This is a genomic window from Actinomycetota bacterium (assembly GCA_030019255.1).
Lineage (GTDB): Bacteria > Actinomycetota > Geothermincolia > Geothermincolales > RBG-13-55-18 > Solincola_A.
The window spans coordinates 146,671-173,459 of the sequence record JASEFK010000002.1 but is presented as its reverse complement, the minus strand read 5'-3'; the positions used below and the strand labels follow the sequence as shown (position 1 = coordinate 173,459).

The 26,789-nt window shown below is 66.5% G+C and carries 25 protein-coding genes; 24 read left to right on the top strand and 1 reads right to left on the bottom strand.

Annotation, left to right across the window (positions count from 1 at the left end; translation table 11 throughout):
* Window positions 1-12: 12 nt before the first annotated feature.
* Window positions 13-1,155 carry an acyl-CoA dehydrogenase family protein gene (locus QME84_02385; protein MDI6873124.1) on the bottom strand — a complete coding sequence of 381 codons (1,143 nt, stop codon included), beginning with the start codon at window positions 1,153-1,155 and terminating at the stop codon, window positions 13-15.
* Between the two features lie 547 nt (window positions 1,156-1,702).
* On the opposite strand from QME84_02385, the gene QME84_02380 reads away from it, so the two are divergent.
* From QME84_02380 to QME84_02265, 24 genes are all read left to right on the top strand, one after another.
* Window positions 1,703-2,131 carry a response regulator gene (locus QME84_02380; GenBank protein MDI6873123.1) on the top strand — a complete coding sequence of 143 codons (429 nt, stop codon included), beginning with the start codon at window positions 1,703-1,705 and terminating at the stop codon, window positions 2,129-2,131.
* 657 nt (window positions 2,132-2,788) lie between these two features.
* Window positions 2,789-3,772 carry a 2-hydroxyacid dehydrogenase gene (locus tag QME84_02375; GenBank protein MDI6873122.1) on the top strand — a complete coding sequence of 328 codons (984 nt, stop codon included), beginning with the start codon at window positions 2,789-2,791 and terminating at the stop codon, window positions 3,770-3,772.
* 15 nt (window positions 3,773-3,787) lie between these two features.
* The gene (locus tag QME84_02370) at window positions 3,788-5,461 is read left to right on the top strand and encodes a thiamine pyrophosphate-binding protein (GenBank protein ID MDI6873121.1); all 1,674 of its coding nucleotides are present in this window, start codon (window positions 3,788-3,790) and stop codon (window positions 5,459-5,461) included.
* A 21-nt stretch (window positions 5,462-5,482) separates the two neighbouring features.
* Window positions 5,483-5,905, top strand: a complete 423-nt coding sequence (locus QME84_02365; protein ID MDI6873120.1) for a secondary thiamine-phosphate synthase enzyme YjbQ — start codon at window positions 5,483-5,485, stop codon at window positions 5,903-5,905.
* 16 nt (window positions 5,906-5,921) lie between these two features.
* Entirely contained in the window at window positions 5,922-6,770 is an 849-nt protein-coding gene (locus QME84_02360; GenBank protein MDI6873119.1) for an SAM-dependent chlorinase/fluorinase, read from the top strand.
* Complete coding sequence (locus QME84_02355) at window positions 6,767-6,964, top strand: DUF6485 family protein (GenBank protein ID MDI6873118.1); 198 nt, start codon at window positions 6,767-6,769, stop codon at window positions 6,962-6,964. Before QME84_02360 ends, QME84_02355 begins: the two co-directional genes overlap by 4 nt.
* Before the next feature lie 231 nt (window positions 6,965-7,195).
* Window positions 7,196-7,459, top strand: a complete 264-nt coding sequence (locus QME84_02350; protein ID MDI6873117.1) for a hypothetical protein — start codon at window positions 7,196-7,198, stop codon at window positions 7,457-7,459.
* A gap of 378 nt (window positions 7,460-7,837) precedes the next feature.
* A complete protein-coding gene (locus QME84_02345; protein MDI6873116.1) occupies window positions 7,838-9,016 on the top strand; it encodes a thiolase family protein in 1,179 nt (392 codons plus the stop codon).
* A 391-nt stretch (window positions 9,017-9,407) separates the two neighbouring features.
* The gene (locus QME84_02340) at window positions 9,408-10,583 is read left to right on the top strand and encodes a CapA family protein (GenBank protein MDI6873115.1); all 1,176 of its coding nucleotides are present in this window, start codon (window positions 9,408-9,410) and stop codon (window positions 10,581-10,583) included.
* A 52-nt stretch (window positions 10,584-10,635) separates the two neighbouring features.
* The gene (tilS, locus tag QME84_02335; protein MDI6873114.1) at window positions 10,636-12,033 is read left to right on the top strand and encodes a tRNA lysidine(34) synthetase TilS; all 1,398 of its coding nucleotides are present in this window, start codon (window positions 10,636-10,638) and stop codon (window positions 12,031-12,033) included.
* A 508-nt stretch (window positions 12,034-12,541) separates the two neighbouring features.
* On the top strand, window positions 12,542-13,090 hold the full coding sequence (gene hpt, locus QME84_02330) for a hypoxanthine phosphoribosyltransferase (protein ID MDI6873113.1): 549 nt from the start codon (window positions 12,542-12,544) through the stop codon (window positions 13,088-13,090).
* A gap of 296 nt (window positions 13,091-13,386) precedes the next feature.
* On the top strand, window positions 13,387-15,366 hold the full coding sequence (gene ftsH, locus QME84_02325; GenBank protein MDI6873112.1) for an ATP-dependent zinc metalloprotease FtsH: 1,980 nt from the start codon (window positions 13,387-13,389) through the stop codon (window positions 15,364-15,366).
* A 461-nt stretch (window positions 15,367-15,827) separates the two neighbouring features.
* Window positions 15,828-16,394, top strand: a complete 567-nt coding sequence (gene folE / locus QME84_02320; GenBank protein ID MDI6873111.1) for a GTP cyclohydrolase I FolE — start codon at window positions 15,828-15,830, stop codon at window positions 16,392-16,394.
* A gap of 9 nt (window positions 16,395-16,403) precedes the next feature.
* A complete protein-coding gene (gene folP, locus QME84_02315; protein MDI6873110.1) occupies window positions 16,404-17,636 on the top strand; it encodes a dihydropteroate synthase in 1,233 nt (410 codons plus the stop codon).
* Between the two features lie 53 nt (window positions 17,637-17,689).
* Window positions 17,690-18,370: a peptidylprolyl isomerase gene (locus tag QME84_02310; protein ID MDI6873109.1), complete on the top strand. Its 681-nt coding sequence runs from the start codon at window positions 17,690-17,692 to the stop codon at window positions 18,368-18,370.
* Window positions 18,371-18,673: 303 nt separating this feature from the next.
* Entirely contained in the window at window positions 18,674-19,042 is a 369-nt protein-coding gene (gene folB / locus QME84_02305) for a dihydroneopterin aldolase (protein ID MDI6873108.1), read from the top strand.
* Between the two features lie 29 nt (window positions 19,043-19,071).
* On the top strand, window positions 19,072-19,575 hold the full coding sequence (gene folK, locus QME84_02300) for a 2-amino-4-hydroxy-6-hydroxymethyldihydropteridine diphosphokinase (protein MDI6873107.1): 504 nt from the start codon (window positions 19,072-19,074) through the stop codon (window positions 19,573-19,575).
* Window positions 19,568-20,455: a DUF2520 domain-containing protein gene (locus tag QME84_02295; protein ID MDI6873106.1), complete on the top strand. Its 888-nt coding sequence runs from the start codon at window positions 19,568-19,570 to the stop codon at window positions 20,453-20,455. The genes folK and QME84_02295 overlap by 8 nt, the downstream gene beginning before the upstream one ends.
* Before the next feature lie 62 nt (window positions 20,456-20,517).
* Window positions 20,518-21,363: a pantoate--beta-alanine ligase gene (gene panC / locus QME84_02290; GenBank protein MDI6873105.1), complete on the top strand. Its 846-nt coding sequence runs from the start codon at window positions 20,518-20,520 to the stop codon at window positions 21,361-21,363.
* Window positions 21,364-21,698: 335 nt separating this feature from the next.
* Complete coding sequence (locus tag QME84_02285; protein MDI6873104.1) at window positions 21,699-22,088, top strand: aspartate 1-decarboxylase; 390 nt, start codon at window positions 21,699-21,701, stop codon at window positions 22,086-22,088.
* A gap of 217 nt (window positions 22,089-22,305) precedes the next feature.
* Window positions 22,306-23,214, top strand: coding sequence for a quinolinate synthase NadA (gene nadA / locus QME84_02280; GenBank protein MDI6873103.1), 909 nt, complete (start codon window positions 22,306-22,308; stop codon window positions 23,212-23,214).
* 28 nt (window positions 23,215-23,242) lie between these two features.
* The gene (gene nadB / locus QME84_02275) at window positions 23,243-24,913 is read left to right on the top strand and encodes an L-aspartate oxidase (GenBank protein ID MDI6873102.1); all 1,671 of its coding nucleotides are present in this window, start codon (window positions 23,243-23,245) and stop codon (window positions 24,911-24,913) included.
* A gap of 33 nt (window positions 24,914-24,946) precedes the next feature.
* Window positions 24,947-25,765 (top strand): carboxylating nicotinate-nucleotide diphosphorylase, encoded by an 819-nt coding sequence (gene nadC, locus QME84_02270; protein ID MDI6873101.1) that lies wholly within the window; start codon window positions 24,947-24,949, stop codon window positions 25,763-25,765.
* 116 nt (window positions 25,766-25,881) lie between these two features.
* The gene (locus tag QME84_02265) at window positions 25,882-26,661 is read left to right on the top strand and encodes a type III pantothenate kinase (GenBank protein ID MDI6873100.1); all 780 of its coding nucleotides are present in this window, start codon (window positions 25,882-25,884) and stop codon (window positions 26,659-26,661) included.
* Window positions 26,662-26,789 lie beyond the last annotated feature (128 nt).

Sequence of the window (26,789 nt, the reverse complement as noted above, 5' to 3'; positions counted from 1 at the left end):
GCCCGCTGCCGTTCACAGCCCGTAGGAGCGGGCGATGATCTCCCGCATGATCTGGTCGGTGCCCCCGCCGATGGGCCCCAGGCGCATGTCGCGGTAGGCGCGCGCCAGGGGGTACTCCTCCGTGTAGCCGTAACCGCCGTGGATCTGCAGGGCCCGGTCGGCCACCCGGCAGGCCATGTCGCAGGTGTAGAGCTTGGCCATGGCCACTTCCCTGACCGGCTCCTTGCCCTCCACGTAGAGCTTGAGGACGTGGTAGGTGAAGGCCCGCCCCAGCTCGATCTCCATGGCCATATCCGCCAGCATGTGGGAGATGGCCTGGAACTTCCCGATGGGCCTCCCGAAGGCCTGCCTCTCCTTGGCGTACTGCAGGGCGATGTCGAAGAGGAGCTGGGCACCGGCCACCGCCCCCAGGGCCATGATCAGGCGCTCCCAGACGAAATTCGCCATTATCTGGTAGAAGCCCCGGTTCTCCTCCCCCAGCAGGGCGTCGGCAGGCACGCGGACGTCGATGAAGGAGAGCTCCCCGGTGTCGGAGGCCTTCCAGCCCAGCTTCTTTATCTTCCTGGAGGTCTCGAAGCCGGGGGTGCCGCGGTCCACGATGAACTGGGAGATGCCGGCGTAACCCTTGTCCCGGTCCGTCTTGGCCGCCACCACCACCCAGTCGCAGCGTACCCCGTTGGTGATGAAGGTCTTGGAACCATTGATGATCCAGTCCGAGCCGTCGCGCACGGCGTAGGTGCGGATGCCGGCCACGTCGGAACCGGCCTCCGGTTCGGTGATGCCCAGGGCCCCGATGGTCTCTCCCTTTATGCCGGGCACCAGGTACTTCTCCTTCTGCTCGTCGGTGCCGAAGCGGTTTATCTGGGGCATGGCGATGCCGATGTGGGCGCCCAGCCCGGCGGCCACCCCCGCCGAGCCGCAGCGGGTTATCTCCTCGTGGAAAACCGCCTCGGCTATGCGGTCGTCGTCCCCGCCGTACTTCTCCGGGTAGGACATGCCCAAAAAACCAAGTTCTCCCATGCGGGTGAAAACCCAGCGGGGGAACTCCTCCGCTTCCTCCCATTCGTCGGCGTGCGGTGCGAGCTCGTTTTCCACGAACTCCCGGAGGTTGCGGCGGAAATCCTCGTGAACAGGTTGGAAGATGTCGTAGCTCATCCTGCCCTCCCTCGAATCGGAGCGCCGGCTTTTTGAAGGCGCCCTTTCGGCCGGTCGAACCAGGAAGATTTTATAACACCGGTGGGTCCACGGGTAAGGGTGTGAAGTTGGGTGGGGGGTTGACCGATAAAAATTTCGTTGGCGGATGTAGAATCGGCGATGTCGATGCGGAATAATGGTGCCGACCCGTTCAGCGTACGTTGGGAACCCATTTCCTTTTGGAAAAGTAAGCATAGAAGGGGTGGGCGGAGAAATGGCCGGGCACCCGCGTTATGTAGCCAGTTTGGTCAACCCCTTGCTGGGCGAGCTATTGTCTCCGGGGGCACTTTCGGGGATGAAGGGGACCGAGAGATCGCGTTTTCGTCCCGGAGGGGCAAGAGAAGGGGACAATGGGGATGATCCTTCGGTGTTCGACCCCTCATCCATGGCGCTGCACTCGGTCACCGGAACGAATGGCCCGCTGGAGACGGTGTAGGAGGTTTGTCAGGAGCGGTCTTTAAAGTTTAAACTAAGGCATCGGGGGTAAAACGACACGTGGAGGGTGGAAATGGCCTACCGGGTCCTGGTGGTGGACGACGATCCCATGGTGACCCGCCTGGTGCGCATCAACCTGGAGCTGGAGAACTTCGAGGTTGAGGAGGCCTGGGATGGGAAGACGGCCATGCGCATGATGCGCGAGAACCGGCCCGACCTGCTGGTCCTGGACATCATGATGCCCCAGATGGACGGCTGGGAGATCCTCAAGCTGGTCCGGGAGGATGAGCGGTTGCGGGACCTTCCCGTGGTGGTGCTCACCGCCAAGGTCCAGGAGGAGGACATAGCCCGGGGCTGGCGGATGGGCGCCGATGGTTACATCGTCAAGCCCTTCAACCCGGTGATCCTGGCCGACGCCCTGCGCAAGGTCCTGGAGGCCACCCCCGAGGAGAGGCTCGCCCTGCGCAACGAGGAGATAGAGCGCTACAAGGACATCGTCTGACCTCACCTTCCGGTTTTTCCACCGCCTGCCAGAGCGGCGTCATCCCGGGAATCGCGAATCACCTCTTTCTCACGCGCTGCGGCTCGAGCCTTCTCCTTCACCCGGAGGAACGGTCCGCGCCCGGTCGCCGGTCTCCCGCGTGGCTTGCGCCGGGCCGTCCCGGAACGAGAACGCCTTGCGCACCGGAGAAAATCCCGCCCGGAACCGCCGGCGCCCAAATTACCATTATTTGGTAGCAAAGGTCGCGCCGCGTCGCTTCCGATGCGGGGGCCCGGAACGCCGGTCCATGTCTTTTCATGCCCCCATCATGGTGTTCGTTCCCGGCGGTCTCGGGTTATGCGGGCCCCCGGGAATCCGCCTCGCGTCCTTCCTCCGCGGAACGGGTGGCCTTCCTTCCGCGGCGTGGATAATAATGGTGTGAAGTGGGCATCATTCATTGTAGACGGTAGGCGGACGGCGGCCGCGACGGCCTCCGCGACGTCCGCGGGCGCGTCCTCTTCAATAGTAGGCCGAGGCTCGACGCGCCCGATACTCTCGTGGCTTCCGGCACGGGCGGGGAAGGGCGGAACGGCGGGGGAGGCGGGTTCGCGGCGGCCGGGCAGGAGACAACGGCGTACCGGTGAGCGGCGGAGGAGCCGGAGAGCAAGGGAGGTGGAGATGGCCAGGGTAGTGGTACTTTCCCCCCTGCCCGAGGAGGCGGTGAGGGGTATGCTGGCGGGTGTCCTGGAGGGCCGGGAGGTCACGGTGGAGGTCTACCGGGGTGACCCGGGACCCGGCCTGGAGGAGGCGGTGCGGGGCGCGGACGTGATCATCGGGGACTTCACCTTCCGCCTGCCCATAGACGCCCGGGTGGCGGAGGCGGCGCGGGGCTGTCGCCTCATCCAGCAGCCCAGCATCGGTTACCAGCACATCGACCTGGAGGCCACCCGCAGGGCGGGAATCCCGGTGGCCAACGTGGGGGCGGCCAACGCCGTGGGGGTAGCCGAACACGCCGTGATGTTCATGCTCTGCCTGCTCAAGAAGGTCCTCTACTTTCACCATAAAACCGCCGCGGGGGAGTGGGGGCAGCAGGACATCTTCACCCTGGGGATGTACGAGCTGCAGGGCAAGACGGTGGGGATCGTGGGCATGGGGAACATAGGCCGGGAGGTGGCGGCGCGCCTCCGTCCCTTCGGTTGCCGCATCCTCTATCACGACCTGGTGCGCCTCCCGGCCGAGAGGGAGAAGGATCTGGGCGCGGAATACGCGGAACTGGAGGACCTGCTGCGGATCTCGGACATCGTCACCCTCCATGTCCCCCTCACCCCGGAGACCCGCCATCTCATCAACCGGGAGAGGCTGGCCCTCATGAAGCCCGAGGCCTACCTCCTGAACCTGGCGCGGGGCGAGGTGGTGGACGAGGAGGCCCTGGCCGAAGCCCTGCGCGAGGGAAGGCTGGCCGGCGCGGGCCTGGACGTCTTTGCCCAGGAGCCGGTGGACCCGGACAATCCCCTGCTGAAGTCGGACAAGGTCATCCTCTCCCCCCACGTGGCGGGAGGGACCAACGAGAGCCGGGTGCGCATGCTCCAGGTGACCATCGACAACGTCACCCGGGTGCTCTCCGGGGAGAAGCCCCGCTTCGTGGTCAACGGCGTGGAGTGAGGAAAGGAGGGGCCCATGAACTGCGCCCAGATGCTCATCGAGGGCCTGAAGGTCATGGGGGTCCGGCGCATCTACGGGATCATCGGGACCTCAAACTTCGCCTTCGTGAACGCGCTCTACGACCACCGAGAGGACATCCGCTACGTCTCCTGCCGCCATGAACAAGTGGCGGCCAGCATGGCCGACGCCGAAGGACGCCTGACCGGGATACCCGGCGTGGTGCTCACCCATTCCGGCCCGGGTACCCTCAACGCCCTCATCTCCACGGCCAACGCCTACAAGGACGGGAGTCCCATGCTCGTCCTCAGCGGGGCGGTGAAGCGGAAGTTGCGGGGAAGCGACGGCATGCTGGAGGCTGACCACCCGGCCATATTCTCCTCCCTGTGCCGGGGGGTCTTCCGGGTGGAGGAGGCGGACCATGCCGCCGCCGTCCTTTCCCGCGCTTACACCCTGGCCGTCTCCGGGGGGAGGGGGCCGGTGCTCATCGAGGTGCCCGAGGACGTGTGGGAGGAGGAGGTGAAGGTGGAGGCGCCCCGCTTCCGATTCGCCGCCGAGCACCGGCCTTCCCTGCACGTGGAGGACGTCTGGAAAGCCCTGGAAGTCGTCAAGGGAGCCTCCCGGCCCCTCCTCCTCTCCGGGGGAGGGGTGGCCTATTCCGGGTCCTCGGAGCTCCTGGTGCGGCTGGCCGAGTCTCTCCAGGTCCCGGTGGTCACCACCGGGAACGGGCGGGGGACCATCCCCGAGGACCATCCCCTGTGCCTGGGAAGGGCGGGCTTCGGGGGAGGGAACACCGTGGCCGACGCCGCGCTGTCGGAGGCGGATGCCGTCCTGGGCCTGGGTTGCGTCATCTCCGACCTCACCTCCTACGAGTACACCCTCCCCATCCCCGGGGAACTGGTGCTGGTGAACATCGACATGGAGGCCATGCTCAATTGCCGGAGGAGGCCACAACTGCCCATCGAGGCCGACGTACGGGATTTTCTCCTGGAGGCCGTGGACGCGGTCAGGGATTACCGGCCTCCGGAACGGAGGGAGTGGTGGGAATTCCTGGAAGGAAAGCGCGCGGAGTGGAGGGCGAGGGTGGAGGAGGCCCGGAACTCGGACCGGGAGCCCCTTTCCGGGGCCCGGGTCATCCACGAGCTCTCCCTTCTTTTGCCCCGGGAGAGGATAATCACCGTGGGGGCCGGCACCCACCTTCTCTACCCCATGGCCTTTCTCCCCTGCCTGGAGCCCCTGACCTACCTCTCGGCGGTGAACTTCGGGGCCATGGGCTTCGGCTTCCCCGCCGCCCTGGCCGCCAAGCTGGTGCGCCCGGAGCGGGAGGTGGTGGCCATCCTGGGGGACGGGGACTTCATGATGACCCTCCAGGACCTGGAGACCGCCTGCCGGGAGGGGATAAAGGTCCTGGTGCTGGTGATGAACGATCACATGTACCGGGTGCTGAACATCCGGCAAAGGATACAGTGCCAGGGGAGGATACTGGGGACCTGCCACGGAAACCCGGACTTCGCCGCCCTGGCCCGTTCCTTCGGCGCGGCGGGATGGAGGCTGGAGCGGGTGGCGGACATCCAGCCGGTACTGAGGGAGGCCCTGGCAGCGGAGGGCCCGGCGGTGGTGGACGTGGTCATCGACCCCGAGGACCTCCCGCCCTTCAACCTGGAGGCCTCCCTGCGCATGAGCATGGGCTGAGGGCCGGGAAGGTGAGGAGGCATGGAGGGCGTGAGGATGAACCTGAAGGGCGGGGGTTTCGAGGTGAGCACCGGGGCCAGGTCCCAGCTCGTGGACATCACCTCCCGGGTGCGGGAGGTGGTGCGGGGAACGGGGATCCGGGAGGGCCTGTGCCAGGTTTACATACCCCATACCACCGCCGGGGTGACGGTAAACGAGGCCGCCGACCCGGACGTGGCCGCGGACATACTCGAGCACCTGGAGAGGCTGGTGCCCCGGGGGAGGTACCGGCACCGGGAGGGGAACGCCGACGCCCACATCAAGGCCAGCCTGGTGGGCTTCTCGGCCACCCTGCCGGTGGCCGGGGGGGACCTGGCCCTGGGGACCTGGCAGGGCATATTCCTGTGCGAGTTCGACGGCCCGCGGCGGCGCAGGGTAAGGGTCACCGTGCTTGGATCCGGTTGAACGATGGGGGCGTGAGATGGGGAGCGGGGAGGCGCGCATGACCGGGCTGATAACCCTCACCAGCGACTTCGGCACCTCGGAGGAATGGGTGGGGGTGGTCAAGGGAGTCATCCTCTCCATCAACCCGGAAGCGGTCATCGTGGATATCAGCCACCATATCCCACCCTTCGACATCGGCAAGGGGGCCTTCGTCCTAGCCGCCGCCCTTCCCCACATGCCCCGGGGGGTTCACCTGGCGGTGGTGGATCCCGGGGTGGGCACGCGGCGCCTGGCCGTGGCCTTGCAGTGTGCGAGGGGGGACTTCCTGGTGGGCCCCGACAACGGCCTGCTCATCCCGGCGGCGGAACGGCTGGGGGGCGTCGCCCGGGCCTATTTCTTGGAGAACCGCGATTTCTTCCGCCATCCCGTCCACCCCACCTTCCACGCCCGGGATATCTTCGCCCCAGTGGCCGCCCACCTCTCCCTGGGGGTGGACCCCTCGGAGATGGGGATGGCCATGGAGGTGGAGGACCTGGTTCCGGCGCCCTGGGGAAGGGCGCGGGTGGGGGAGGGGGCGGTCTACGCCACGGTGATCGACGTCGACCGCTTCGGATCCCTGCGCCTCAACGCCTACCCGGAGCAGGTGGAGGAACTTGGGTACCGGCTGGGGGACCGGGTGCTGGTGGGAATAGGAGAGGAGGAGATGGAGTTCGCCCTGGCCTCCACCTTCGGGGAGGTGGAGGCGGGAGCCCCCCTCTTTTTCGAGGATTCCTCGGGGGTCATGGCCCTGGGGATAAACGGCGGCAGCCTGGCCCGGAGGACGGGCTCCCGGCCTGGGGATACGGTCATCATCTACGGGCCCTTGGAGGGAAAGGAGGAGAAGTGAAGGAGGAGTGCAGGAACTACCAGTCCAACCTGGAAATATGTAATTGCACCTACGAGCCCTGTTCCCGCAAGGGCTACTGCTGCGAGTGCCTCCACTACCACCGCCGCAACGGGGAGCTTCCCGCCTGTTTCTTCCCTCCCGAGGTGGAGAGGACCTACGACCGTTCCATAAGCCGTTTCATCAAGAGCCGTTGAGCCCGCCGGTCCTTGGTGGTGGAAGGAAGCGGGGGACACGCGGATTCTACGCGGGCTCGTATAAATTGAACGTCTTGCCGCCATACATTAAACCGGAAGGACTGCCGGAAGGCGAAGGCGGAGAGGCGTGAAACCCGCCCTCTTCCGCTACCCGAAAGAGCATGAGACCCTTCTTTTTCCATCCCTTCCCCTTCCTCGCACCCTTACCCTTCCTTGTATGTGGGTTAACTGATGGACACCATGGCCATCTTCCGTTTTTTCACCCCGGAAAGAGAACTCGAGCCCCTGGAGGTTCCCCCGGAGGGGGAGACCAGGACCACCGTTTATCTCAACGACCTGCTGGGACTTGAAAGCGGACGGGAGGTGTCCACGGAGGTCAAAGTGGAGGGCAGCGGCATCGTGGCCGTGGAGCGGGCCATGTACTTCGTGTACACCAGCCCGGAGACCGGGAAGGTGATGTCCGGGGGTACCTGTTCCATCGGCTTCGGGGAATGATTCCCGGGCGCGCGGAGCGGCCGTAAGCCCGCGGGAAACCGATTTCCGCCCGGAAGTTCCCGGCGGGAAGGAAGAACGGACGGGAGGGGTAACCGGAAGGCCGGCGCTCGGCCGGCCTTCCATTTTATGGTAGAACCACGCCGGTGCGGGTGGGCAAGCGTCGGCCGGCCATGGATAAGGGTCCTGCCTCCAGCTCCTCCCATGAAAAGATCGACGGCCGTTATATAATATTGCGGATCGTCCGGCGCAGACCGTGGAGGACTGCCCCGCCCGGTTGAGCTTGAGGGGCAAGTTGACCCACCCCTTCGTGTCGGGGTCCGCGCGGCAAGTTTCGGAGAACCGTTCGTGGAGTGACGCAGAGGGAATCAAGGAGGGAAGATGGAGGAGGTCTACATCGTCAGTGGTTGCCGCACCCCCATCGGCCGTTTCGGGGGGAGCCTCAAGGACGTGATGCCCGCCGAGCTGGTGCGCATCGTCATCGAGGAAGCCCTGAGGCGGGCGGGCATCCAGCCCGATCAGGTGGACGAGGTCATCTTCGGGCAGGTAGCAGTGCGCTACGATGAACTGTGCATGCCCGCCCGCATGGGATCCTTGAAGGCCGGCATTCCTTATACCGTGCCCTGCAACATGGTGGGGCGGGCCTGCGGGTCGGGCATGCAGGCGGTGGTGGACGCCGCCCGCGCCATCCGCCTGGGGGACGCCGGCGTGGTGGTGGCCGGCGGCGTGGAGAGCATGAGCAACATTCCCTTCTATAACGACGATCTGCGCTGGGGCCGGAGGATGCGCCACAGCGTGATGAAGGACGGCCTAACGGACATCCTCACCGACCCCTATAACGGGCTGATTATGGGCCTCACGGCGGAGAACGTGGCCGAGCGCTACGGCATCTCCCGGGAGGACCAGGACGCCTACGCCCTGGAGAGCCAGCGCCGCGCCGCGGCAGCCATCTCCGCCGGGAAGTTCCGGGAGGAGATCGTCCCCGTGGAGGTCAAGACCCGCAAGGGAACGGTGATCTTCGACACCGACGAGCATCCCCTTCCCGATACCACCCTGGAGAAGTTGGCCGCCCTCAAGCCGGCCTTCAAGGAGGGAGGGACGGTCACCGCGGGGAACGCATCGGGAATAAACGACGGCGCCGCCGCCCTGGTGGTCATGTCCGGGAGGAAGGCGGAGGAGCTGGGCGTGAAGCCCCTGGCCCGTATAATCTCCTGGAGCTACGTGGGCGTGGACCCGGACATCATGGGAATAGGTCCCGTATACGCCATTCCCAAGGCCCTGGAGAAGGCGGGCCTGAAGCTCGAGGACATCGACGTCATCGAGCTCAACGAGGCCTTCGCCGCCCAGGCCGTGGCCTGCATCCGGGAGCTGGGCCTGGACATGGAGAAGACCAACATCTACGGGAGCGGCATAGCCCTGGGGCATCCCGTGGGCTGCACGGGAGCGCGCATCCTGGTGACCCTCATGACCGCCCTCAAGGAGAGGAACGGAAAGTACGGCCTGGGGTCCCTCTGTTGCGGCGGGGGCCAGGGCATCGCCATGATCATCGAGCGCCTGTGAGGGGACCTGCCCCACCCGGATGAGGGGAGGCCTGCGCTGCTTCAGTGCGCCCGGAACGAGGGAGGAAACGGTATGCCACGGCGAGGGAAGCGGTGGAGGTTGGCTTTGGAGGACGGACGGGCCCGGTGGACTCAATCCACGCCCCGGCCTAGCGTGAATTTCGGGGGCCGGGCCTTCCCTCGGCGGGACCGGGATTCGCTGGGATAGAGGAAAAGGGGATTCCCGTGCCGGGCTGCACTCGCTCTCCCATGCCGGGTCCCGCGGCGGCGGGCCGGGTCGGGGAAGGGGACCCGCGGTATGATGGTATCAGGCGACCTCCGGCCGAACGGATGAGGCGGCCCGTGACGGGTAAACACCGCCGGGCCTCGGCACTGGCGGAGGGGAGTGAAGGATGAGCAGGTTCTTGCAGGGACGCCTGAGGAGGACTCTCGCCCGGCGACAGGCCGCTTTTCTCACCGCCCTGACCCTCCTGGTCGTCCTTTCCTCCGTGCTGGTGTTCGTGACCACCGCGCCGGGAAACGGCGGAACGCCTTCCAACGGACCCGAAACGGCGGCCCCAGCGGGGGAGGAGGCGGTGACGTCCGGGAAATCGGAAGCCGCCGGGAAGGTTTCGCTGGGGCTGGGCGGGGATGTCACTTTCGCCCTGGAGATGGCCCAGCTGGTGGAGGCCTATGGACCGGACTATCCTTGGCGGAACCTGGGGGATCTCCTGCGGGAATACCGCTTCTCGGTCGTCAACCTGGAGGGGCCCCTTTGCGGTACCGTCCACAGGGTCAACTCCGACCAACCCTTTTACCCCATGCGCGGTGACGTCTCCTGCGCCCCATCCATGGCCGAGGCGGGGGTGGACGCGGTGTGCCTGGGGAACGACCATGCCATGGATTTCGGTTCCCCGGGACTGGAGGAGGCCCTGAACGTCTTACGCATGGCGGGAATAGCCACCGCGGGAGCCGGTTCCTCCCTTAGGGCGGCCCTGGAGCCCGCCGTGCTCCGGGACGGGGAGGGTGGGGAGGTGGCCGTCCTTTCCTTCTCCGACGTGGGACCGGCGTCCTACGCCGCGGGCGAGGACCGGGCCGGGGTGGCTCCCGCGGAGGCCGCGGTGGTGGAGGAGGCCGTGCGGCGGGCGGCCGAGGAGTACCCCCACGTGGTGGTTTTTATGCATTGGGGGGAGATAGGGTCCGCTGGGGTCACCAGTCGGCAGCGGGAGCTGGCCTCCATCTGCGCGCGGAGCGGGGCCGACCTGGTGGTGGGCTCCCACCCGCACGTGGTGCAGGGGATGGAGGTGGTGGAGGGAACCCCGGTTTTCTATTCCCTGGGCAACCTGGTCTTCTACTCCCAGAGCGAGGAGGGGAGGCGGGGCATCTTCCTGGGCTGCCGCTTCGCGGACGGCCGGCTGGAGCGGCTGGAGATCTTCCCCGTCCTCATCGAGGCCGGAAGGCCGGTGCTCATGTCCGGCTCGGCGGCCGAGGATTTCCTTCGCGCCTGGTCGGAGGGGTGCCCGGGAGTGGAACCGGGACTTTCCGAGGCGGATGGAAGGGTTTTCCTCCGTTGGATACCCGGTTCATGAGCCGGACGGGCGGGCGGGCCGACCGCCGGCGAAGGGTGGAGGTGGGGGCTCCATGAGGTGGGAGAAGGAGCGGTTCGCCGTCATCCAGCGGGTACGCCGGACGGTTCGCCGGTGGGGGATGCTCTCCCCCGGGGACCTGGTGGTGGTGGCCGTTTCCGGAGGGGTGGATTCCCTGGTCCTTCTGGACGTCCTGGCCCAGATCGCTCCCCTGGAGGGGATTTCCCTGCGCGTCTTCCACGTGGATCACGGCCTGCGCCCGGACTCCGCCCGCGAGGCGGAACACGTGGAGCGCGCGGCGCGCGGCTACGGGCTCTCCTTCCGCTCCGTAAGGGTCGAGGTGGAGGCCCCCGGACCCGGGGGATTGAGCCCGGAGGAGGCGGCCCGCGAGGCGCGCTACCGGGCCTACGAGGAGGAGCTGGCGAAGAGCGGCGCCCGGCGACTGGCCACCGGCCATACCGCCGACGACCGGGTGGAGACCCTGCTGCTCCGCTTGTTCACCGGCGCGGGGCCGCGGGGACTGGCGGGTATCCCGCCGGTGCGTGGTCCCTACATCCGTCCCCTTTGCCTCCTGTGGAGGGAGGAGATAGAGCGGTACGCGCGCTTCCTCCCTTTTCCTCCAATGGAAGATCCTACCAACCGGGATACGAGCATCCCCCGCAACCGCATAAGGCACGTCGTGATCCCCTTCCTGGAGGAGAACTTTCCTGGGGCGAGGAAGGTGCTCCTGCGGGAGGCGGAGGCCCTGGGAGAGGTCTGGGAATGGCTGGAAGACGAGGCCCGGGAGGCCGAGAAGAGGGGGGTGCGGGAAGAGGGAGGGGTCCTGGAGGTGAGCACCTCCCACCTCCTCGCCCTGCCCCCGCCGCTTCGCCGGGAGCTCGTCGCCCGCCTGGTGCGCCGGGCGGGGGCGGAACCCGATTACCACCTGCTGGAAGACATCCTGCGGCTGTCCAAGGGCGGGGGCAGTGCCTCCCTGGATCTGTCGGGAGGCTTGCGCGCGAGCCGGGAATACGGACGGCTCCTCTTCGGCCCGGCGCCCCGCGGGGCGGCGGTGGAGGGGGAAGGCTTTCACGAGGTGGACGTACACGGCGAGGGCGAGTATCCCCTCCCCGGCGGGGGGTGCCTGAAAGTGGAACTGGTATCCCGGGCGGGAGGGATTCCCCCGCCCCGCGAGGGGGATCCCCGCGTGGCCTGGCTGGACGCCGACCGCCTTACCTTTCCCCTGCGCCTGAGGAGGATGAAGCCCGGGGACCGCTTCCATCCCCTGGGGGCGCCGGGTACCCGCAAGCTGCAGGACTTCCTGGTGGACCTCAAGGTTCCCCGCCGGGAGAGGGAGAGGGTGGCGGTGCTGGAATCGGGGGGCAAGATCGCCTGGGTGGTGGGCTATCGACCGGACGAGCGCTTCAAGATCACGCCGCGGACGGAGAGGGCTTTGCGGTGCGAACTACTTTGAAGGTGGTCATGTCTTCGATCTTCGGTTGTCGTGGGGTGATGGACTCCTCCCCGTCCATTTTGCGACGGCAGCGGCGCTCCCGCCCGCGCCCCGCCGTCCCCAGGGCGGCCTCCGGCCCCCGCGCCGTATATGATCCCTCCCCGAGGGAGGCATCCTTCCTCCCCGGGTGGGCGGTGTCATCACTCTCCGGGCTGCCCGAGAATCGAAATCCTGCAATATAAGATCAGATGTTTTCCCATCATAATTCAGGAAAATAATGGTATATTTACATAATTTTATCAATTTTCGGTCACCTGTCTCCTTATCTGGCGGCCGCGACCCTCCTGCGCTTACCACGCTGTAACGTGGGCCGCCGGATTCCCTCGCACTCGCCGTGTATCCTCTCGAACCCGGTTGGGGTAAAATGAGGAGGCCGGGGCCCGCCAGGGCTCTCCCTACCCTATCCGCTTTACCGGGAACGCGGAGCGCCGTCGGTACGACAAAGGAGGGAGAAAGGAGGAAGAGGCCGGTGGAAGCGAAGCCCGGCAGGGTGCTCATCGGGCGCCGGGAACTTGACCAGCGCGTGGAGGAACTGGCCCGCCGCATCACCGAGGATTACCGGGGTCGCGACCTGGTGGTGGTGGGCATCCTCAAGGGGGCCTTCGTCTTTCTGGCCGACCTGGTGCGCCGGGTGGACCTCCCCCTGGAGGTGGATTTCGTGGCCGTCTCCAGCTACGGTAAGGACACCGAGACCTCCGGGGTGGTGCAGGTGATCAAGGACCTGGACCTGAACATTCGGGGCCGGGACGTGCTCCTGGTGGAGGACATAGTGGACACCGGGTTGACCCTGGATTACATCGCCCGGATGCTGCGCCAGAGGGAGCCGGCCTCCCTGGAGATCTGCGCCTTGCTCAACAAGCCGGAAGCGCGTAAGGTGGACATAGAGGTCAAGTACTGCGGCTTCGACATCCCTCCCCTCTTCGTGGTGGGGTACGGGCTGGATTACGCGGAACATTACCGGCACCTCCCTTACGTGGGGGTGCTCGAGGAGGCCCGGGAACCGGGGGGAAGCGCCTGAGCTTCCGCCGCTCAGCCTCCCGGTTTCAGGCCCGGGCCCCGGAGGTCGAATAGAGAAGTGACGGACGGATCCGGAAAGACGAACCGCCGGGACCCCGTTAGCCCCCTAAAAAGGAGGACGCCGGAAAGGAGGACGGGGACCGGTTGCGAGGAAGGGCGCCGGGACGCGAGGGGCGCGGCTGGGGTAGGTGAGCCCGCGGGGGTTTCTTCCCTGAGGCGGAACCACGCGACGGAGCGGCAGCCTGGACACGGGGAATCGCCCGGGCGCATTTCCCGGAGAAAGGAGAGCGGTAGGTCTTGAATACCGGAAACAAGAGGATTTGGCGGACAGCCATCTTCTACCTGGTGATTGTCTTCGTCATCCTGCTGGTGTGGACCAAGTCCCCCAGCATCTTCGGGACCAAGAAGGTCCACGACCTCTCCTGGTTCCAGGACCGGCTGGCGGCCGGGGAGATCTCCACCCTGACCATCAAGGACAAGGATCACGTGGTGGTGGGGACCCTCCAGAACGGTGAGGAGTTCGAGGTCAGCTTCCCCGCCGACTACACCAGCGACCTGGTGAAGGAGATCAATTCCTTCCGGGCCAAGGCCGATTCGGCGGATGCCGAGGAGGCCCGGAAGTATGCCGCCTACCGGGACCTGGAGATCAAGGTGGATACCCAGGGAGGCTTCGATTTCCTGGGAGTGGTCCTCAACTTGCTCCCCTTCATCCTCATCGTGGTCCTCTTCTTCTTCCTCTTCCAGCAGATGCAGGGAGGGGGGAGCAAGGTGATGTCCTTCGGCAAGAGCCGCGCCAAGCTGGTGTCCAAGGACCAGCCCAAGGTCACCTTCAAGGACGTGGCCGGGGTGGACGAGGCGGTGGAGGAACTCAAGGAGATCCGCGATTTCCTGGCCAACCCCGCCAAGTTCCAGGCCCTGGGGGCCAAGATACCCAAGGGGGTCCTCCTCTACGGTCCTCCCGGCTCGGGAAAGACCCTCCTGGCCAAGGCGGTGGCCGGGGAGGCCGGGGTGCCCTTCTTCTCCATCTCCGGCTCCGACTTCGTGGAGATGTTCGTGGGGGTGGGCGCCTCGCGGGTGCGCGACCTCTTCGAGCAGGCCAAGGCCAACGCGCCGGCCATCATCTTCGTAGACGAGATAGACGCCGTGGGGCGGCACCGTGGGGCCGGGCTGGGCGGAGGGCACGATGAGAGGGAACAGACCCTCAACCAGCTCCTGGTGGAGATGGACGGCTTCGACACCAAGGCCGGGGTCATCCTCATCGCCGCCACCAACCGGCCGGACATACTGGATCCCGCGCTCCTGCGGCCGGGAAGGTTCGACCGCCAGATCGTGGTGGACCGGCCCGACCTGCAGGGCCGCATAGAGATACTCAAGGTGCACACCCGGGACAAGCCCCTGGCCGACGACGTGGACCTGGAGGTCCTGGCCCGGCGCACACCGGGCTTCACCGGCGCCGACCTGGCCAACCTGGTCAATGAGGCTGCCCTCCTGGCCGCGCGCCACGGGAAGAAGAAGCTGGACATGGAGGAGATGGAGGAGGCCATCGACCGCGTGGTGGCCGGGCCGGAGAGGCGCACCCGCCTCATCAGCGACAAGGAGAAGGAGATCATCGCCTACCACGAGACGGGCCATGCCCTGGTGGCCCACGAGCTCCCCAACGCCGACCCGGTGCACAAGATTTCCATCATCCCCCGGGGCCAGGCCCTGGGCTACACCCTCACCCTCCCCACCGAGGACAAGTACTTGGTGACCAAGTCCGAGCTGGTGGACGAGCTGGCCATGCTCCTCGGAGGCCGGGTGGCCGAGGAGATGGTCTTCGGGGAGATCACCACCGGGGACCAGAACGACATTGAGAAGGCCACCCGCCTGGCCCGCAAGATGGTCTGCGAGTTCGGGATGAGCGAGAAGCTGGGACCCCTTACCCTGGGGCAGAAACAGGGGGAGGTCTTTTTAGGGCGGGATCTGGTCACCCACCAGGATTACAGCGACCAGATAGCCTACGAGATAGACCGCGAGGTGAGGAGGCTGGTGGACGGGGCTTACGACCGCGCCAGGGAGATCCTCACCCGGAACCGGGATAAGCTGGACCTCATCGCCCGCACCCTCATCGAGCGGGAGACCCTGGAGAAGGATGAACTGGTGGCCCTGCTCGAGGGGCGGGAACTGGAGAGCACCGCCCCGGCGGAAACCCCTTCCCGGGAGGAGAGGGGGGAGGAGCGGGAAGCGGTGCGCCCCCCCGCGCCCATCAAGGGTAAGCCGGCCATCCAGCCGGAGTGAGGTTCGAGTCGAGCTTTCCGGCATCAGCACGCGCTTCCGTCGCCCCTGTTGCCTATGTTCACCATGCTCCTGGAGCCCTACGCTAGTTTCGTTCCGGAAACGACGCTTCAGATTTGGTAAATAATGGTAATCAATCAGGCAAGACCATCCATGCCCGTATTGCTCCTCTGGATTTGGTCCCGGCAGGGGTGGGCGGCGGACGGCGCGACCTTTTGGGCGGCGTCCGCGGCCGCCTTCGCCAAAAGGTCCTGGCCGCCAGGGCTTGCGTTATAATATCCGGGTGGCGCTTCCCGGGGGCGGGAGCGGCATGGCACCGCCCATGGGCACGGAGCGAAGGGAGGACGGCCCCTCGCGGCCGCGGGGCGGAAAGCCGCGGAACCCGGGAGAGACGAGGCCTCGGGCCGGGAAGTGGTGGAAGGGGCGGGCACCGCTGGTCCCGCCGGACGCGCGGAAGGTGTGAGGTGGACCGGGAGAAGATAAAACAGGGCGTGCGCCTGATCCTCGAGGGGATCGGGGAGGACCTGGAGCGCGAGGGCCTGGTGGACACCCCGGAGCGGGTGGCCAAGATGTACGAGGAGATCCTCTGCGGGATGGACGTGGATCCCGCCAGCGTCATCCAGGCTATGTTTACCGAGGAACACGAGGAGATGATCGTGGTCAAGGACATCCCCCTCTACTCCATATGCGAGCATCACCTCATGCCCTTCCTGGGAAAGGCCCACGTGGCCTACATCCCCGGGCCACAGGGGCAGATAACCGGCATCAGCAAGCTGGCCCGGGTGGTGGACGTGCTCTCCAAGCGCCTCCAGGTGCAGGAGCGCCTGACCACCACCATCGCCGACACCCTGGTCAAGGCCCTCCGGCCGCGGGGAGTGCTGGTGATCATCGAGGCCGAGCACCTGTGCATGTCCATGCGGGGGGTGAAGAAGCCGGGCACCCTGACCATCACCTCCGCGGTGCGCGGTACCTTCCACACCAATGCCGCTTCACGCGCCGAGGCCATGGCCCTCATACGACAGAAGAGCTGAGGAGAGCTCATGCGGTACAACCCTCGCCTGCTCCGGGTGGAGGACCTGCGCGAAGCCTTTGCCCGCCTGGACGAGATCGGCCCCAGCGACCGCGGGCGCGCCATCATGGCCCCCAAGATGGTCCACCGCGTGGTCCGGGTGGACCGCCTGGATACGCGGGCGGCCAACATCCTCAAGCAGAACATGCTCTCCATAGGGGGAGAGGTCTCCCTCCCGCGGGAGGTCTTCGACTACCGGGAGAGGGAGGTCCCCGCCGTGATCTCCGGGACCCTCAAGCATTACCGGGCCCTGATCGCGCGCCTCAAGGAGCAGCCCTTCGGGTTAAAGGCGCTGGCCGCCGAGCTGGAGGAGGTCCTGGCCCCCGCCTTCCGGGAGGAGGAGAGGACCCTGGTCCTAGGGGGAAGGGAATACCGCCTGGGCGAGCGCACCCTGGTCATGGGCATCGTCAACGTGACCCCGGATTCCTTTTCCGACGGTGGAAGGTATTACCAGGTGGAGGCCGCGGTGGAACACGGCCTGAGGCTAGTGGAGGAAGGCGCGGACATCCTGGACATAGGCGGGGAGTCCACCCGGCCGGGGTCGGATTTCATCTCCCTGGACGAGGAGCTCCGGCGGGTCATGCCCGTGGTGGAGGAGCTCGCCGAGCGGGCCGGCGTCCCCCTGTCCATCGACACCACCAAGGCGGAGGTGGCCCGCCGCGCCCTGGACGCGGGGTGCGCCATGGTCAACGAGATAAGCGCCATGCGCCTGGACCCGGACATGCTCCCCCTGGTGGTGGAGCGGGGGGTCCCCTTCTGCCTCATGCACATGCAGGGTATGCCCAAGGACATGCAGGTCAGCCCCCATTACGATGACGTGATCGGCGAGATCGCCGCCTTCCTGCGGGAGAGGACGGAGGCGGCCCTGCAGGCCGGGGCCGATCCTTCCAACATCATCCTGGACCCGGGCATCGGCTTCGGAAAGACGCTCCGCCACAATCTGGAGATACTGCGGCGGCTCCCGGAACTGAAGTCCCTGGGTTACCCGCTTCTTTTGGGGACTTCCCGCAAGTCCTTCATCGGCATGATCCTGGATCTTCCGGTAGAGGAGAGGCTGGAGGGCACGGCGGCCAGCGTGGCCTTGGGGGTAGCCGGGGGAGCGGACATCGTGCGGGTGCACGACGTGCGGGAGATGGTGCGGGTGGTCCGCGTGGCGGAGGCCATCGCCGGAAAGGGTCCGTGGCGGGATGGAGGAGAGGAGTGAAAGGGCCCCGGCGGTCCGGGTAGCGGAGGAACGGTGGACGACAGGAGGTCGAGGTGGGTCGGGCCCAGAAATTGAAGCAGCAGCGCAAGGAAGAGGAGGCCAGGAAGGAGCGGGAGAGGAAGAGGGACCTCCGGATGCGGGTCCTGGCGGTGGCGGGGGTCTTGGCCGCGGTAGGGATAACCGTAGGACTGGTCTTTTTGGTCAACCACCTAAAAACCAAGGAAAAGGAGCCCAAGGTCACTTCCCGACTGGTGCTGGAGACCACCAAGGGGGAGATCGTCATCGGCCTATACGGTAAGGAGGCTCCCCTCACCGTGCAGCACGTGACCGACCTCGTGGGCGGGGGTTTCTACGACGGCCTGCGCTGGTACCGGGTGGAGGACTTCGTGGTCCAGACCGGCAGCCATTACCAGTCCTTGCGCGCGGAGTACGGGGAGGCCGAGCCCGACCAGGCGGCCCTGGAGGAGGCCATCTCCCGGGACGCCGAGGTGGAGAAGGTGGCGGACGAGATCGGCCTCTCCAACCTGCGGGGCATGGTGGGCATGGCCAAGCCCAACGACCCCGAGACCCAGCTCCCGGAGCCCGACTCCGCCACCACCGACTTCTACATCCTCAAGCGGGACTCCACCTTCCTGGATACCTACTTCACCGTCTTCGGGAAGGTTATCAAGGGCATGGAGGTGGTGGATTCCCTGGAGACCACGGACACCCTCGTCTCGGCCAGGGTGGAATGACCCCGTGATCCAGCGGGTTTCCGGGCCCGGGAGATACCGCCGGGAATCGAGGACCGCCTCCTGGAGGGCCGGCGGTAGCGAGCAGGTTTTGTGGTAAATACTACCATATTCAATCTGGGTACGGGTTGAAGCCCGCTTCCCGCGGGGTAAACGGAAGAAAGGGCGGCGAAGTGGTAGATATTTCCACAGCACGTCAAGGGAAGGAATTCAAGAAGTGAGGGGCGGGGGCGCAGAAGACGACCTTGAGGAGCGCGTTCGGCCGGGGAAGGAGAGGGGGCTCGAGGCGTGAGCGACCGGAAAGGCATGGCGAGGATCCTGATAACCGGGCTGAAGGCCTACGGATACCACGGCTGCACCGCGCAGGAGCGGGAGAAGGGCCAGGTCTTCCGGGTGGACGTGGAGCTGGAGTACGACGCCTCCGCGGCGGTGCGGGAGGACGACCTTTCCCTGGCCGTGGACTACGACCGGCTGGCGGAGGGCATACGGGACATCGTGTCCGGGAAGCCCTTCCGGCTCATCGAATCCCTGGCGGCGGAGATAGGGAGGTACATCATGGCCGATACCCCGGCGACGCGGGTGCTGGTCCGGGTGCATAAGCCGGAGGCGCCCCTGAGCTGCGAGGTGGGCGACGTGGCCGCGGAGATGGTCTTCCGCCGCGATGCCGGGAGCTGAAGGTCCCGCCATGTGGATGGGAGGGGTGCGTGGAGGGAAGCCGCGAGCACCGGGTCTACCTGGGGCTGGGGAGCAATCTGGGCGACCGCAGGAAGAACCTCCTCTCCGCCCTGAGGATGCTCGACGCCCTCTCTGGGGTGAGGGTCCTCAAGGTGTCCTCCATCTACGAGAGCGAGCCCTGGGGGCCGGTCGAACAGCCGGAATTCCTCAACCTGGTGGCCCTGGTCTCCACCCGGCGCAGCCCGCGGGAGATGCTGGAGGCCTGCCGTGAGGTGGAGGAGGCCCTGGGAAGGGTTAGGGATGTGCGCTGGGGGCCGAGGGTGATTGACGTGGACATCCTGCTGTACGACGATATCGCCTGGGAGGAGGAGGACCTGGTGATACCCCATCCCCGCATAGCGGAGCGGGATTTCGTCCTGGTCCCCTTGTGGGAGCTGGACCCCGGACGGGCGCCCTCGGCCGGCCGGGAGGGGGGAGCGCCGACGGGGCTGCGACGGGTGGGCCGTTTCGAGGAGGGGGAGTGGCGTGGTTAAGAGGAGCGACCGTTTCGTGGTCATCGGGGGCGGACGGGTGGGCACCGCGGTGGGCTACCTTTTGCTCCAGGCGGGACGGGAGGTCGCCGCCGTGGCTTGCCGCAGCGAGGAATCCCTGCAGAAGGTGAGGGAGTACCTTCCCCGGGCCTACCTGACCACGGACATGGTCAAGGCGGCGAGAAGGGGGAACGTGCTGCTCCTCACCACTCCCGACGATCTCATCGCCGACGCCTGCATTACCCTGGCCAGCGCAGGGGCCATCAAGAGGGGAAATTACGTGGTGCACATGAGCGGAGCCTTGGGCCTCGACGTGCTGGAGGCGGCGGAGGAGGCGGGGGCGGCCACGGCGAGCATCCATCCCCTCCAGACCTTCGCCGACGTCAGGGGGGCGGTGAAGAAGATACCGGGCTCGGTATTCGCGGTAACCGTCAGGGACCCGCGCACCGGGGAATGGGCGGAAGGCCTGGTGCGCTTGCTGGGCGGGGAACCCGTCCGGCTGGAGGAGGAGCACAAGGTCCTCTACCACCTGGGGGCGGTGATGGCCAGCAACCTGCTGGTGGCCCTGGAGCATGCGGCGGAGCTGCTCTACCAGGAGATCGGCATGGAAGGCGAGAAAGCCCTTCGGGCCCTGCTCCCCCTCATCGAGGGCACGGTGGGCAACCTGCGTCGCCTGGGGACGGAGATGGCTCTCACCGGTCCCGTGGCCAGGGGGGACATAGGGATCATAAGGCGCCACCTGGAGAAGCTGGAGGAGGAGGGCAGGGAGAAGCACCTGCGGGCCTACGTGGCCCTGACCCGCTTCGCCCTGGACCTGGCGGAGGCCAACTTGAGCCGCTCCAGGAGCCAGGAGATAGCCGAACTCCTGGAGCGCTATTCCTGAGGGAAGATAGCCACGGTTTGCCCGGCCGGCACGAGGAAGGACATGAACCTGGAGGAAACCGGATGCACATCGTCACCGCGCCGCGGGAGATGACCCGGCTGGTCATGGAGCGCCGGGAGGCGGGGCAGAGCGTGGGCCTGGTGCCCACGATGGGGTTCTTCCATCCCGGGCACGTGAGCCTCATGCGCGCCGCACGGGAGGAGAACGATTTCGTGGTGGTCAGCCTCTTCGTCAACCCCACCCAGTTCGGTCCACACGAGGACTTCAAGGATTATCCCCGCGACCTGGAGCGGGATGTGGAGATAGCGAGGCAGGCGGGCGTGGACTGCATCTTCCATCCCCGGGTGGAGGACATGTATCCCCAGCCCTATCTCACCTTCGTGGAGGTGGAGGGTATAACCGAGGGCCTGTGCGGGGCCTCGCGCCCGGGGCACTTCCGCGGCGTGGCCACCGTGGTTACCAAGCTCTTCCATATAATCCCCGCCCACCGCGCTTACTTTGGCCTCAAGGACGCCCAGCAGGTGAGGGTCATCCAGAAGATGGTGGAGGACCTCAACTTCGACATCCAGATCGTGGTCTGTCCCACGGTGAGGGAGGATGACGGGCTGGCCATGAGCTCCCGCAACGTCTACCTCCGGCCGGAGGAGAGGAGGGCGGCTACCGCCCTCTACCGCTCCCTGCGCCGGGCGGAGGACATGGTGCGCGAAGGAGAGAGGGAGGCCCGCAAGGTGCTCTCGGCGGTGCGGGAGATACTGGAATCCGAACCCCTGGTGGAGCCGGAGTACGTCGAGGCGGTGGACTGGGAGGGGCTGCGCCCCGTGGAACGGCTGCAGGGCAAGGTGCTCATCGCCCTGGCGGCGCGGGTGGGGAAAGCCCGCCTCATAGACAACGTACTCCTCGACGTTTAATGGGGGTCGTATATTCGATTATTCGCCCTCCGCAGCTTCCTCGTGATGGGACCACATCTTATCTGGGGGTTGGGTATTCGATTTTCGCCCTCGGCGACTTCCTCTGGATGAGTCCGCATCTTCTCCTGATGGGGTCAAACTTGATGGGGCCAGTCCTCGATATCCGCCCTTTAAATTTTTTCACGGAACCCCCCTCCGCCGCCTCGGAGCGGCCGGCGAAGGACGGAGACGCGACCCCGATTTTTCCCGGGCGGTTGTTATGTTATATTTATTGGGGACAGCCCGGCGTCGAGCGGAGGCGCAGAGGCGAGGAGCGAGGCACGCAGGGTAGTGAGATGGCCAGACGTCGTATCATGCTCAAGAGCAAGATCCACCGGGCCACGGTCACCGACGCCGACCTCCACTACGTGGGAAGCATCACCATCGACGAGGAGCTCATGCGGGCGGCGGACCTCCTTCCCTACGAGAAGGTCATGGTGGTGGACGTGGACAACGGGAATCGCCTGGAGACCTACGTCATAGGTGGCGTCCCCGGATCGGGCACCATCACCATGAACGGCGCCGCGGCGCGGCTCATCCACCGCGGGGACAAGGTGATCATCTTTTCCTTCGCCGTGGTGGACGAGGAGGACGTCCGGGACCTCAAGCCGCGTATCGTGTACGTGGACGAGCTCAACCGCATAACCCACGTGGAAGACCACGTGGCCGCCGACGACATCTGCTGATCGGGAGAGCTGTGCGGAAACGGGGCGGGGCCTTTTTTTATTCCTTTCCAGGGGAGGGGGAAGGATTGTTGCTTCCCTGCCGGGCATGTGGCGGTAGAGAGGCGGGGAAGGGCGGTAGGAACGAGGCGCTGAAAGGCCTCCATCCCTCCGGAAGGGCAAGCCTTCCCGGATCGGCGGGCGGGGAGCGATCAACGAGCCGAAAGGGGCGAACGGTTTCTTGGAACGCGAGAGGCTCATCGAGAGCATAAATAGCCTCCGGGAGGAGCGCGGGGCGGTCATCCTGGCCCACAACTACCAGCCTCCCGAGATACAGGACCTGGCGGACTTCGTGGGCGACTCCCTGGGGTTGGCCCGGCAGGCGGCGGAGACGGAGGCCAGGGTGGTGGTCTTCTGTGGTGTCCACTTCATGGCTGAGACATCGGCCATCCTCAACCCGGACAAGGTGACCCTGCTTCCGGAGCCGCAGGCGGGCTGCCCCCTGGCGGACACCGTGACCCCGGAGGGGATCCGAACCCTGCGCAAGCTCCATCCCCGGGCGGTAGTGGTCACCTACGTGAACTCCACGGCGGCGGTCAAGGCGGAGAGCGATTACTGCTGCACTTCGGGAAACGCCGTGGCCGTGGTCCGGAGCATCGAGGCCCCGGAGATCATCTTCACCCCGGATGGGAACCTGGGCAGGTACGTGCAGAAGGCGACCGGTCGCGAGCTCATCATCTGGGAGGGATGCTGTCCCATTCATGATGGAATACGCGTCGGGGACGTGCGGAGGCTCAAGGAGGAGCATCCCGGAGCCCTGGTCGTCGCCCACCCCGAGTGCCGTCCGGAGGTCCTGGAGCTGGCCGACGAGGTGGCCAGCACCTCGGGCATGTTCCGGGTGGTGGAGGAGTCGGATCGGGAGGAATTCATAGTCCTCACCGAGTCGGGAATGGGTTACCCGCTCGGCAGGAGGTTCCCGGGGCGCCGCTTCTACTTCCCGTTCGCCGAGCCCCTCTGCCCGGACATGAAGGTCGTCACCCTGGAGAAGGTGGAGAGGTCCTTAAGGGACATGGAACCCAGGATAACCGTTCCCGAAGAGACGCGCGTCCGGGCCCTGCGGGCGGTGGAGAGAATGCTTGCGATCGGTTGAGATTTGCCGGGCGGGAAGAGGACACCGAGTGATCCCCCGATACCTCGTCAACTTTGAACTGGAAGAACTTCCCACCACGGACTGCGACCTGGTGGTGGTGGGCAGCGGGGTGGCCGGACTGTCCACGGCGCTGCGGGCGGCCCGCCGTTTCCGGGTCGTGCTGGTGACCAAGACCACCCTCACCGCGACGGCCACCAAATTCGCCCAGGGAGGGATAGCCTCCGCCCTGGGCGCCGACGACTCGCCGGAGCTCCACTTCCGGGATACGGTGGAGGCGGGCAAGGGGCTGTGCGAGGAGGAGGCCGTGTGGGTACTGGTCCGGGAGGGCCCCCGCCGCATCACCGAGCTCATCGAGGAGGTGGGCGCCCACTTCGACATGACCGACGGCCACCTGGATCTCACCATGGAGGGAGGGCATTCGCGGCGGCGGGTGGCCCACGCCCAGGGGGACGCCACGGGGAGCGAGCTGGAGGCCTGTCTCATAAGGCGCCTGATATACAACAAGCGCCTCCAGATCCTGGAGGATTATTACGCGGTGGATGTCGTCACCCACGGAGAACGCTGTCTGGGGCTTTTGGCCATGGACACCGACACCGGCACCCTGCATTACCTGCGCGCTCCCGCCGTGGTCCTGGCCACGGGGGGCATGGGGCAGCTCTACTCCGTGACCACCAATCCCGAGATCTGCACCGGGGACGGCGTGGCCATGGCCCTGCGCGCCGGTGCCGAGGTGGCCGACGTGGAGTTCCTGCAGTTCCATCCCACCGCCCTGCACGTCCCCGAGAACCCCCGCTGGCTGATCAGCGAGGCCCTGCGCGGGGAGGGGGCGGTCCTGGTAGACCACCGCGGGCGCCGCATCATGCGTGGCGTGCACCCCCTCGAGGACCTCGCTCCCCGCGATGTGGTGGTCAACGAAATGGTCAGGGTGATGAAGGAGCTGGACCGGGACCACCTCTTCCTGGACGCCACCGGCATCCCCGCGGATACCCTGAAGTCGCGCTTCCCTTCCATCTACCGCCATTGCCTGGAGGCGGGGCTGGACATCACCCAGGCGCCCATCCCGGTATCCCCCGCCGCTCATTACATGAGCGGCGGGGTGGTCACCGACCTGCGGGGGAGAACCAGGGTGGCCGGGCTTTACGCTTGCGGGGAGGTGGCCTGCACCGGAGTGCACGGGGCCAACCGCCTGGCCTCCAACTCCCTCCTCGAGGGCCTGGTCTTCAGCTGGAGGATAATGGAGGACCTGGAGGAGACCGTCGCTGGGGGCGCGGATGTCCATGTGCGGACGCCGCGCGTGAGCTACAGGAGAAGGCGCCATCACATCCCGGTGGACGTGGCCCTGCTCCGGCGTTCCCTCCAGCAGGCCATGCAGGACGGGGTGGGCTTCCGGCGCAGCCGGGAGAGCCTCACCGAGGCGGCGAGGTTCCTGAACAAGAACCAGCGGGTCCTGGAGGCCTCCTACCTCTCCCCGGCCGGCTTCGAGGTGCAGAACATGATCCTTCTGGCCGGGCTCATGGTACGCGCCGCCCTCCTGCGCGAGGAGAGCCGGGGGTGCCACTTCCGCGTGGACTTCCCCGGGGAGGCGGAATTCTGGAGACAGCACATCGTTTTCCGCTCCGGGGAGGATGGTTTATCCTGGGAACTGAGGCCGGTGGGGGGACTCACGGGAGCCGGTTACCGGTGGTGGGAGGAGGTTTGATCGCCCTTGGACGAGGAGTTCAGGCGCACCTGCATGGAGGCCGTCCGGCGGGCGCTGGACGAGGACCTGCGCAGCGAGGGGGACATCACCTCCCGGGCCCTGATACCTCCGGATATGCGTGGCAGGGGGGTGATCGTCATGAGGGAGGAAGGAGTGGTGGCCGGCCTTCCCCTGGCCTCCATGACCTTCCGCCTCCTGGATCCCAGGGTCCGTTTCCAGCCCCTGGTGAGCGACGGCGACCGCCCCGCGACCCCCGCCGAGATCGCCGTGGTGGAGGGAAAGGTATCCACCATCCTGGAGGGAGAGAGGACGGCCCTGAATTTCCTGCAGCGGCTCTCGGGGGTAGCCACCCTCACCTCGCGCTTCGTGGCCGCGACCGCCCCCTACGGGGTGGAGGTCCTGGACACCCGCAAGACCACCCCAGGGCTCCGGACCCTGGAGAAGTACGCCGTGCGGGCTGGAGGGGGAAGGAACCATCGCTTCGGCCTGTACGACGGCGTGCTCATCAAGGATAACCACATCACGGCCGTGGGGGGCACCGCGGAGGCGGTGCGGCGGGCGCGCGAGGCCCTGGGGCCGGAGACGAGTATTGAGGTGGAGGTGCAGGACCTGGAGGAGCTCGAGGAGGCCATACGGGCGGGAGCCGACGTGGTCATGCTGGACAACCTGAGCGTGGAGGAGGTGCGGGAGGCGGTGCGCCGGGCGGCGGGCAGGGTGAAACTGGAGGTCTCCGGGGGGATCAACCTGGAGAACGTGGCCTCCTACGCCTCCACGGGGGTGGATTTCATCTCCGTGGGCGCCCTGACCCACAGCGCGCCCGCCCTGGATATAGCCCTGGAGCTCTCCATGTGAGCGGGTCCCGCAGGGCGGAAGGTTTCCGTGCCCCGGTTCCCGGCCGGGGACGGGGTCCGGACGGCAAGTTCCCGAGGCCCCTCGAGGGGTCGGCGGTTCCGGAAAGGGAGGTCGTCATGCTTCTGGCCATCGATGTAGGCAACACCCAGACGGTCATAGGCGCGTACCGCGGCGAGGAGCTGGTGGGCCACTGGAGGATTTCCACGGATGCCAACAAGACCGGGGACGAGCTGGCCCTCTACTACCAGGGTTTCCTGGGCCTCAAGGGCCTCAGCTTCGAGAACTTCGACGCGGTCATCGTCTCCTCCGTGGTCCCCTCGGCCACCATGGCCCTGGAGCACATGACCAGGGAATACTGGGAATTCGAGCCTCTCATCGTGGGGTACAACCTGGACGCGGGCATCGACATCCTGGTGGACAACCCGCGGGAGGTGGGCCCGGACCGGCTGGTGAACGCCGTGGCCGCCTTCCGGCGTTACGGGGGCCCGTGCATCGTGGTGGATTTCGGCACCGCCACCACCCTGGACGTGGTCTCCTCGAGGGGCGAATATCTGGGCGGGGCCATCGCTCCCGGAATCGAGATATCCTCCAAGGCCCTCTTCAAGGCCGCAGCGCGGCTCACCAAGGTGGAGCTGCAGCGGCCGCCCTCGGTCATCGGCAAGAACACCACCTGGTCCCTGCAGTCGGGGATAATCTTCGGCTTCGCCGGGCAGGTGGACCGCCTGGTGGAGATGATGCTTGCCGAGCTGGGCGAAGAGGCCACGGTCATCGCCACCGGGGGCCTGGCCGAGGTAGTGGTCTCGGAGTGCCGCACCGTTCACCATCACGATCCCCTGCTGACCCTCTATGGCCTGCTGCTCATCTACCAGGAGGTGGCGCGGCGCCTCCCGACTTGAGTTTTCTCGGGCGCCGCGGGACTTCAACGCCCGGGCTTTATCGCCGTCTCCAGGAACGGGGTGTCGACCTCCCCAGGCAGGACGGGCGGTTCGATGCGGACGGGTACGACATGAGGCTCGCCGGCGGC

Coding starts and splice junctions, on each gene's coding strand:
- QME84_02265 (MDI6873100.1), top strand. CDS start 25,882: ATGCTTCTGGCCATCGATGTAGGCAACACCCAGACGGTCATAGGCGCG.
- QME84_02385 (MDI6873124.1), bottom strand. CDS start 1,155: ATGAGCTACGACATCTTCCAACCTGTTCACGAGGATTTCCGCCGCAAC.
- QME84_02380 (MDI6873123.1), top strand. CDS start 1,703: ATGGCCTACCGGGTCCTGGTGGTGGACGACGATCCCATGGTGACCCGC.
- QME84_02360 (MDI6873119.1), top strand. CDS start 5,922: ATGGGGAGCGGGGAGGCGCGCATGACCGGGCTGATAACCCTCACCAGC.
- QME84_02285 (MDI6873104.1), top strand. CDS start 21,699: ATGGCCAGACGTCGTATCATGCTCAAGAGCAAGATCCACCGGGCCACG.
- QME84_02345 (MDI6873116.1), top strand. CDS start 7,838: ATGGAGGAGGTCTACATCGTCAGTGGTTGCCGCACCCCCATCGGCCGT.
- folP (MDI6873110.1), top strand. CDS start 16,404: ATGCGGTACAACCCTCGCCTGCTCCGGGTGGAGGACCTGCGCGAAGCC.
- folB (MDI6873108.1), top strand. CDS start 18,674: ATGGCGAGGATCCTGATAACCGGGCTGAAGGCCTACGGATACCACGGC.
- QME84_02365 (MDI6873120.1), top strand. CDS start 5,483: ATGGAGGGCGTGAGGATGAACCTGAAGGGCGGGGGTTTCGAGGTGAGC.
- QME84_02350 (MDI6873117.1), top strand. CDS start 7,196: ATGGACACCATGGCCATCTTCCGTTTTTTCACCCCGGAAAGAGAACTC.
- panC (MDI6873105.1), top strand. CDS start 20,518: ATGCACATCGTCACCGCGCCGCGGGAGATGACCCGGCTGGTCATGGAG.
- QME84_02340 (MDI6873115.1), top strand. CDS start 9,408: ATGAGCAGGTTCTTGCAGGGACGCCTGAGGAGGACTCTCGCCCGGCGA.
- nadC (MDI6873101.1), top strand. CDS start 24,947: ATGGAGGCCGTCCGGCGGGCGCTGGACGAGGACCTGCGCAGCGAGGGG.
- tilS (MDI6873114.1), top strand. CDS start 10,636: ATGAGGTGGGAGAAGGAGCGGTTCGCCGTCATCCAGCGGGTACGCCGG.
- QME84_02370 (MDI6873121.1), top strand. CDS start 3,788: ATGAACTGCGCCCAGATGCTCATCGAGGGCCTGAAGGTCATGGGGGTC.
- QME84_02375 (MDI6873122.1), top strand. CDS start 2,789: ATGGCCAGGGTAGTGGTACTTTCCCCCCTGCCCGAGGAGGCGGTGAGG.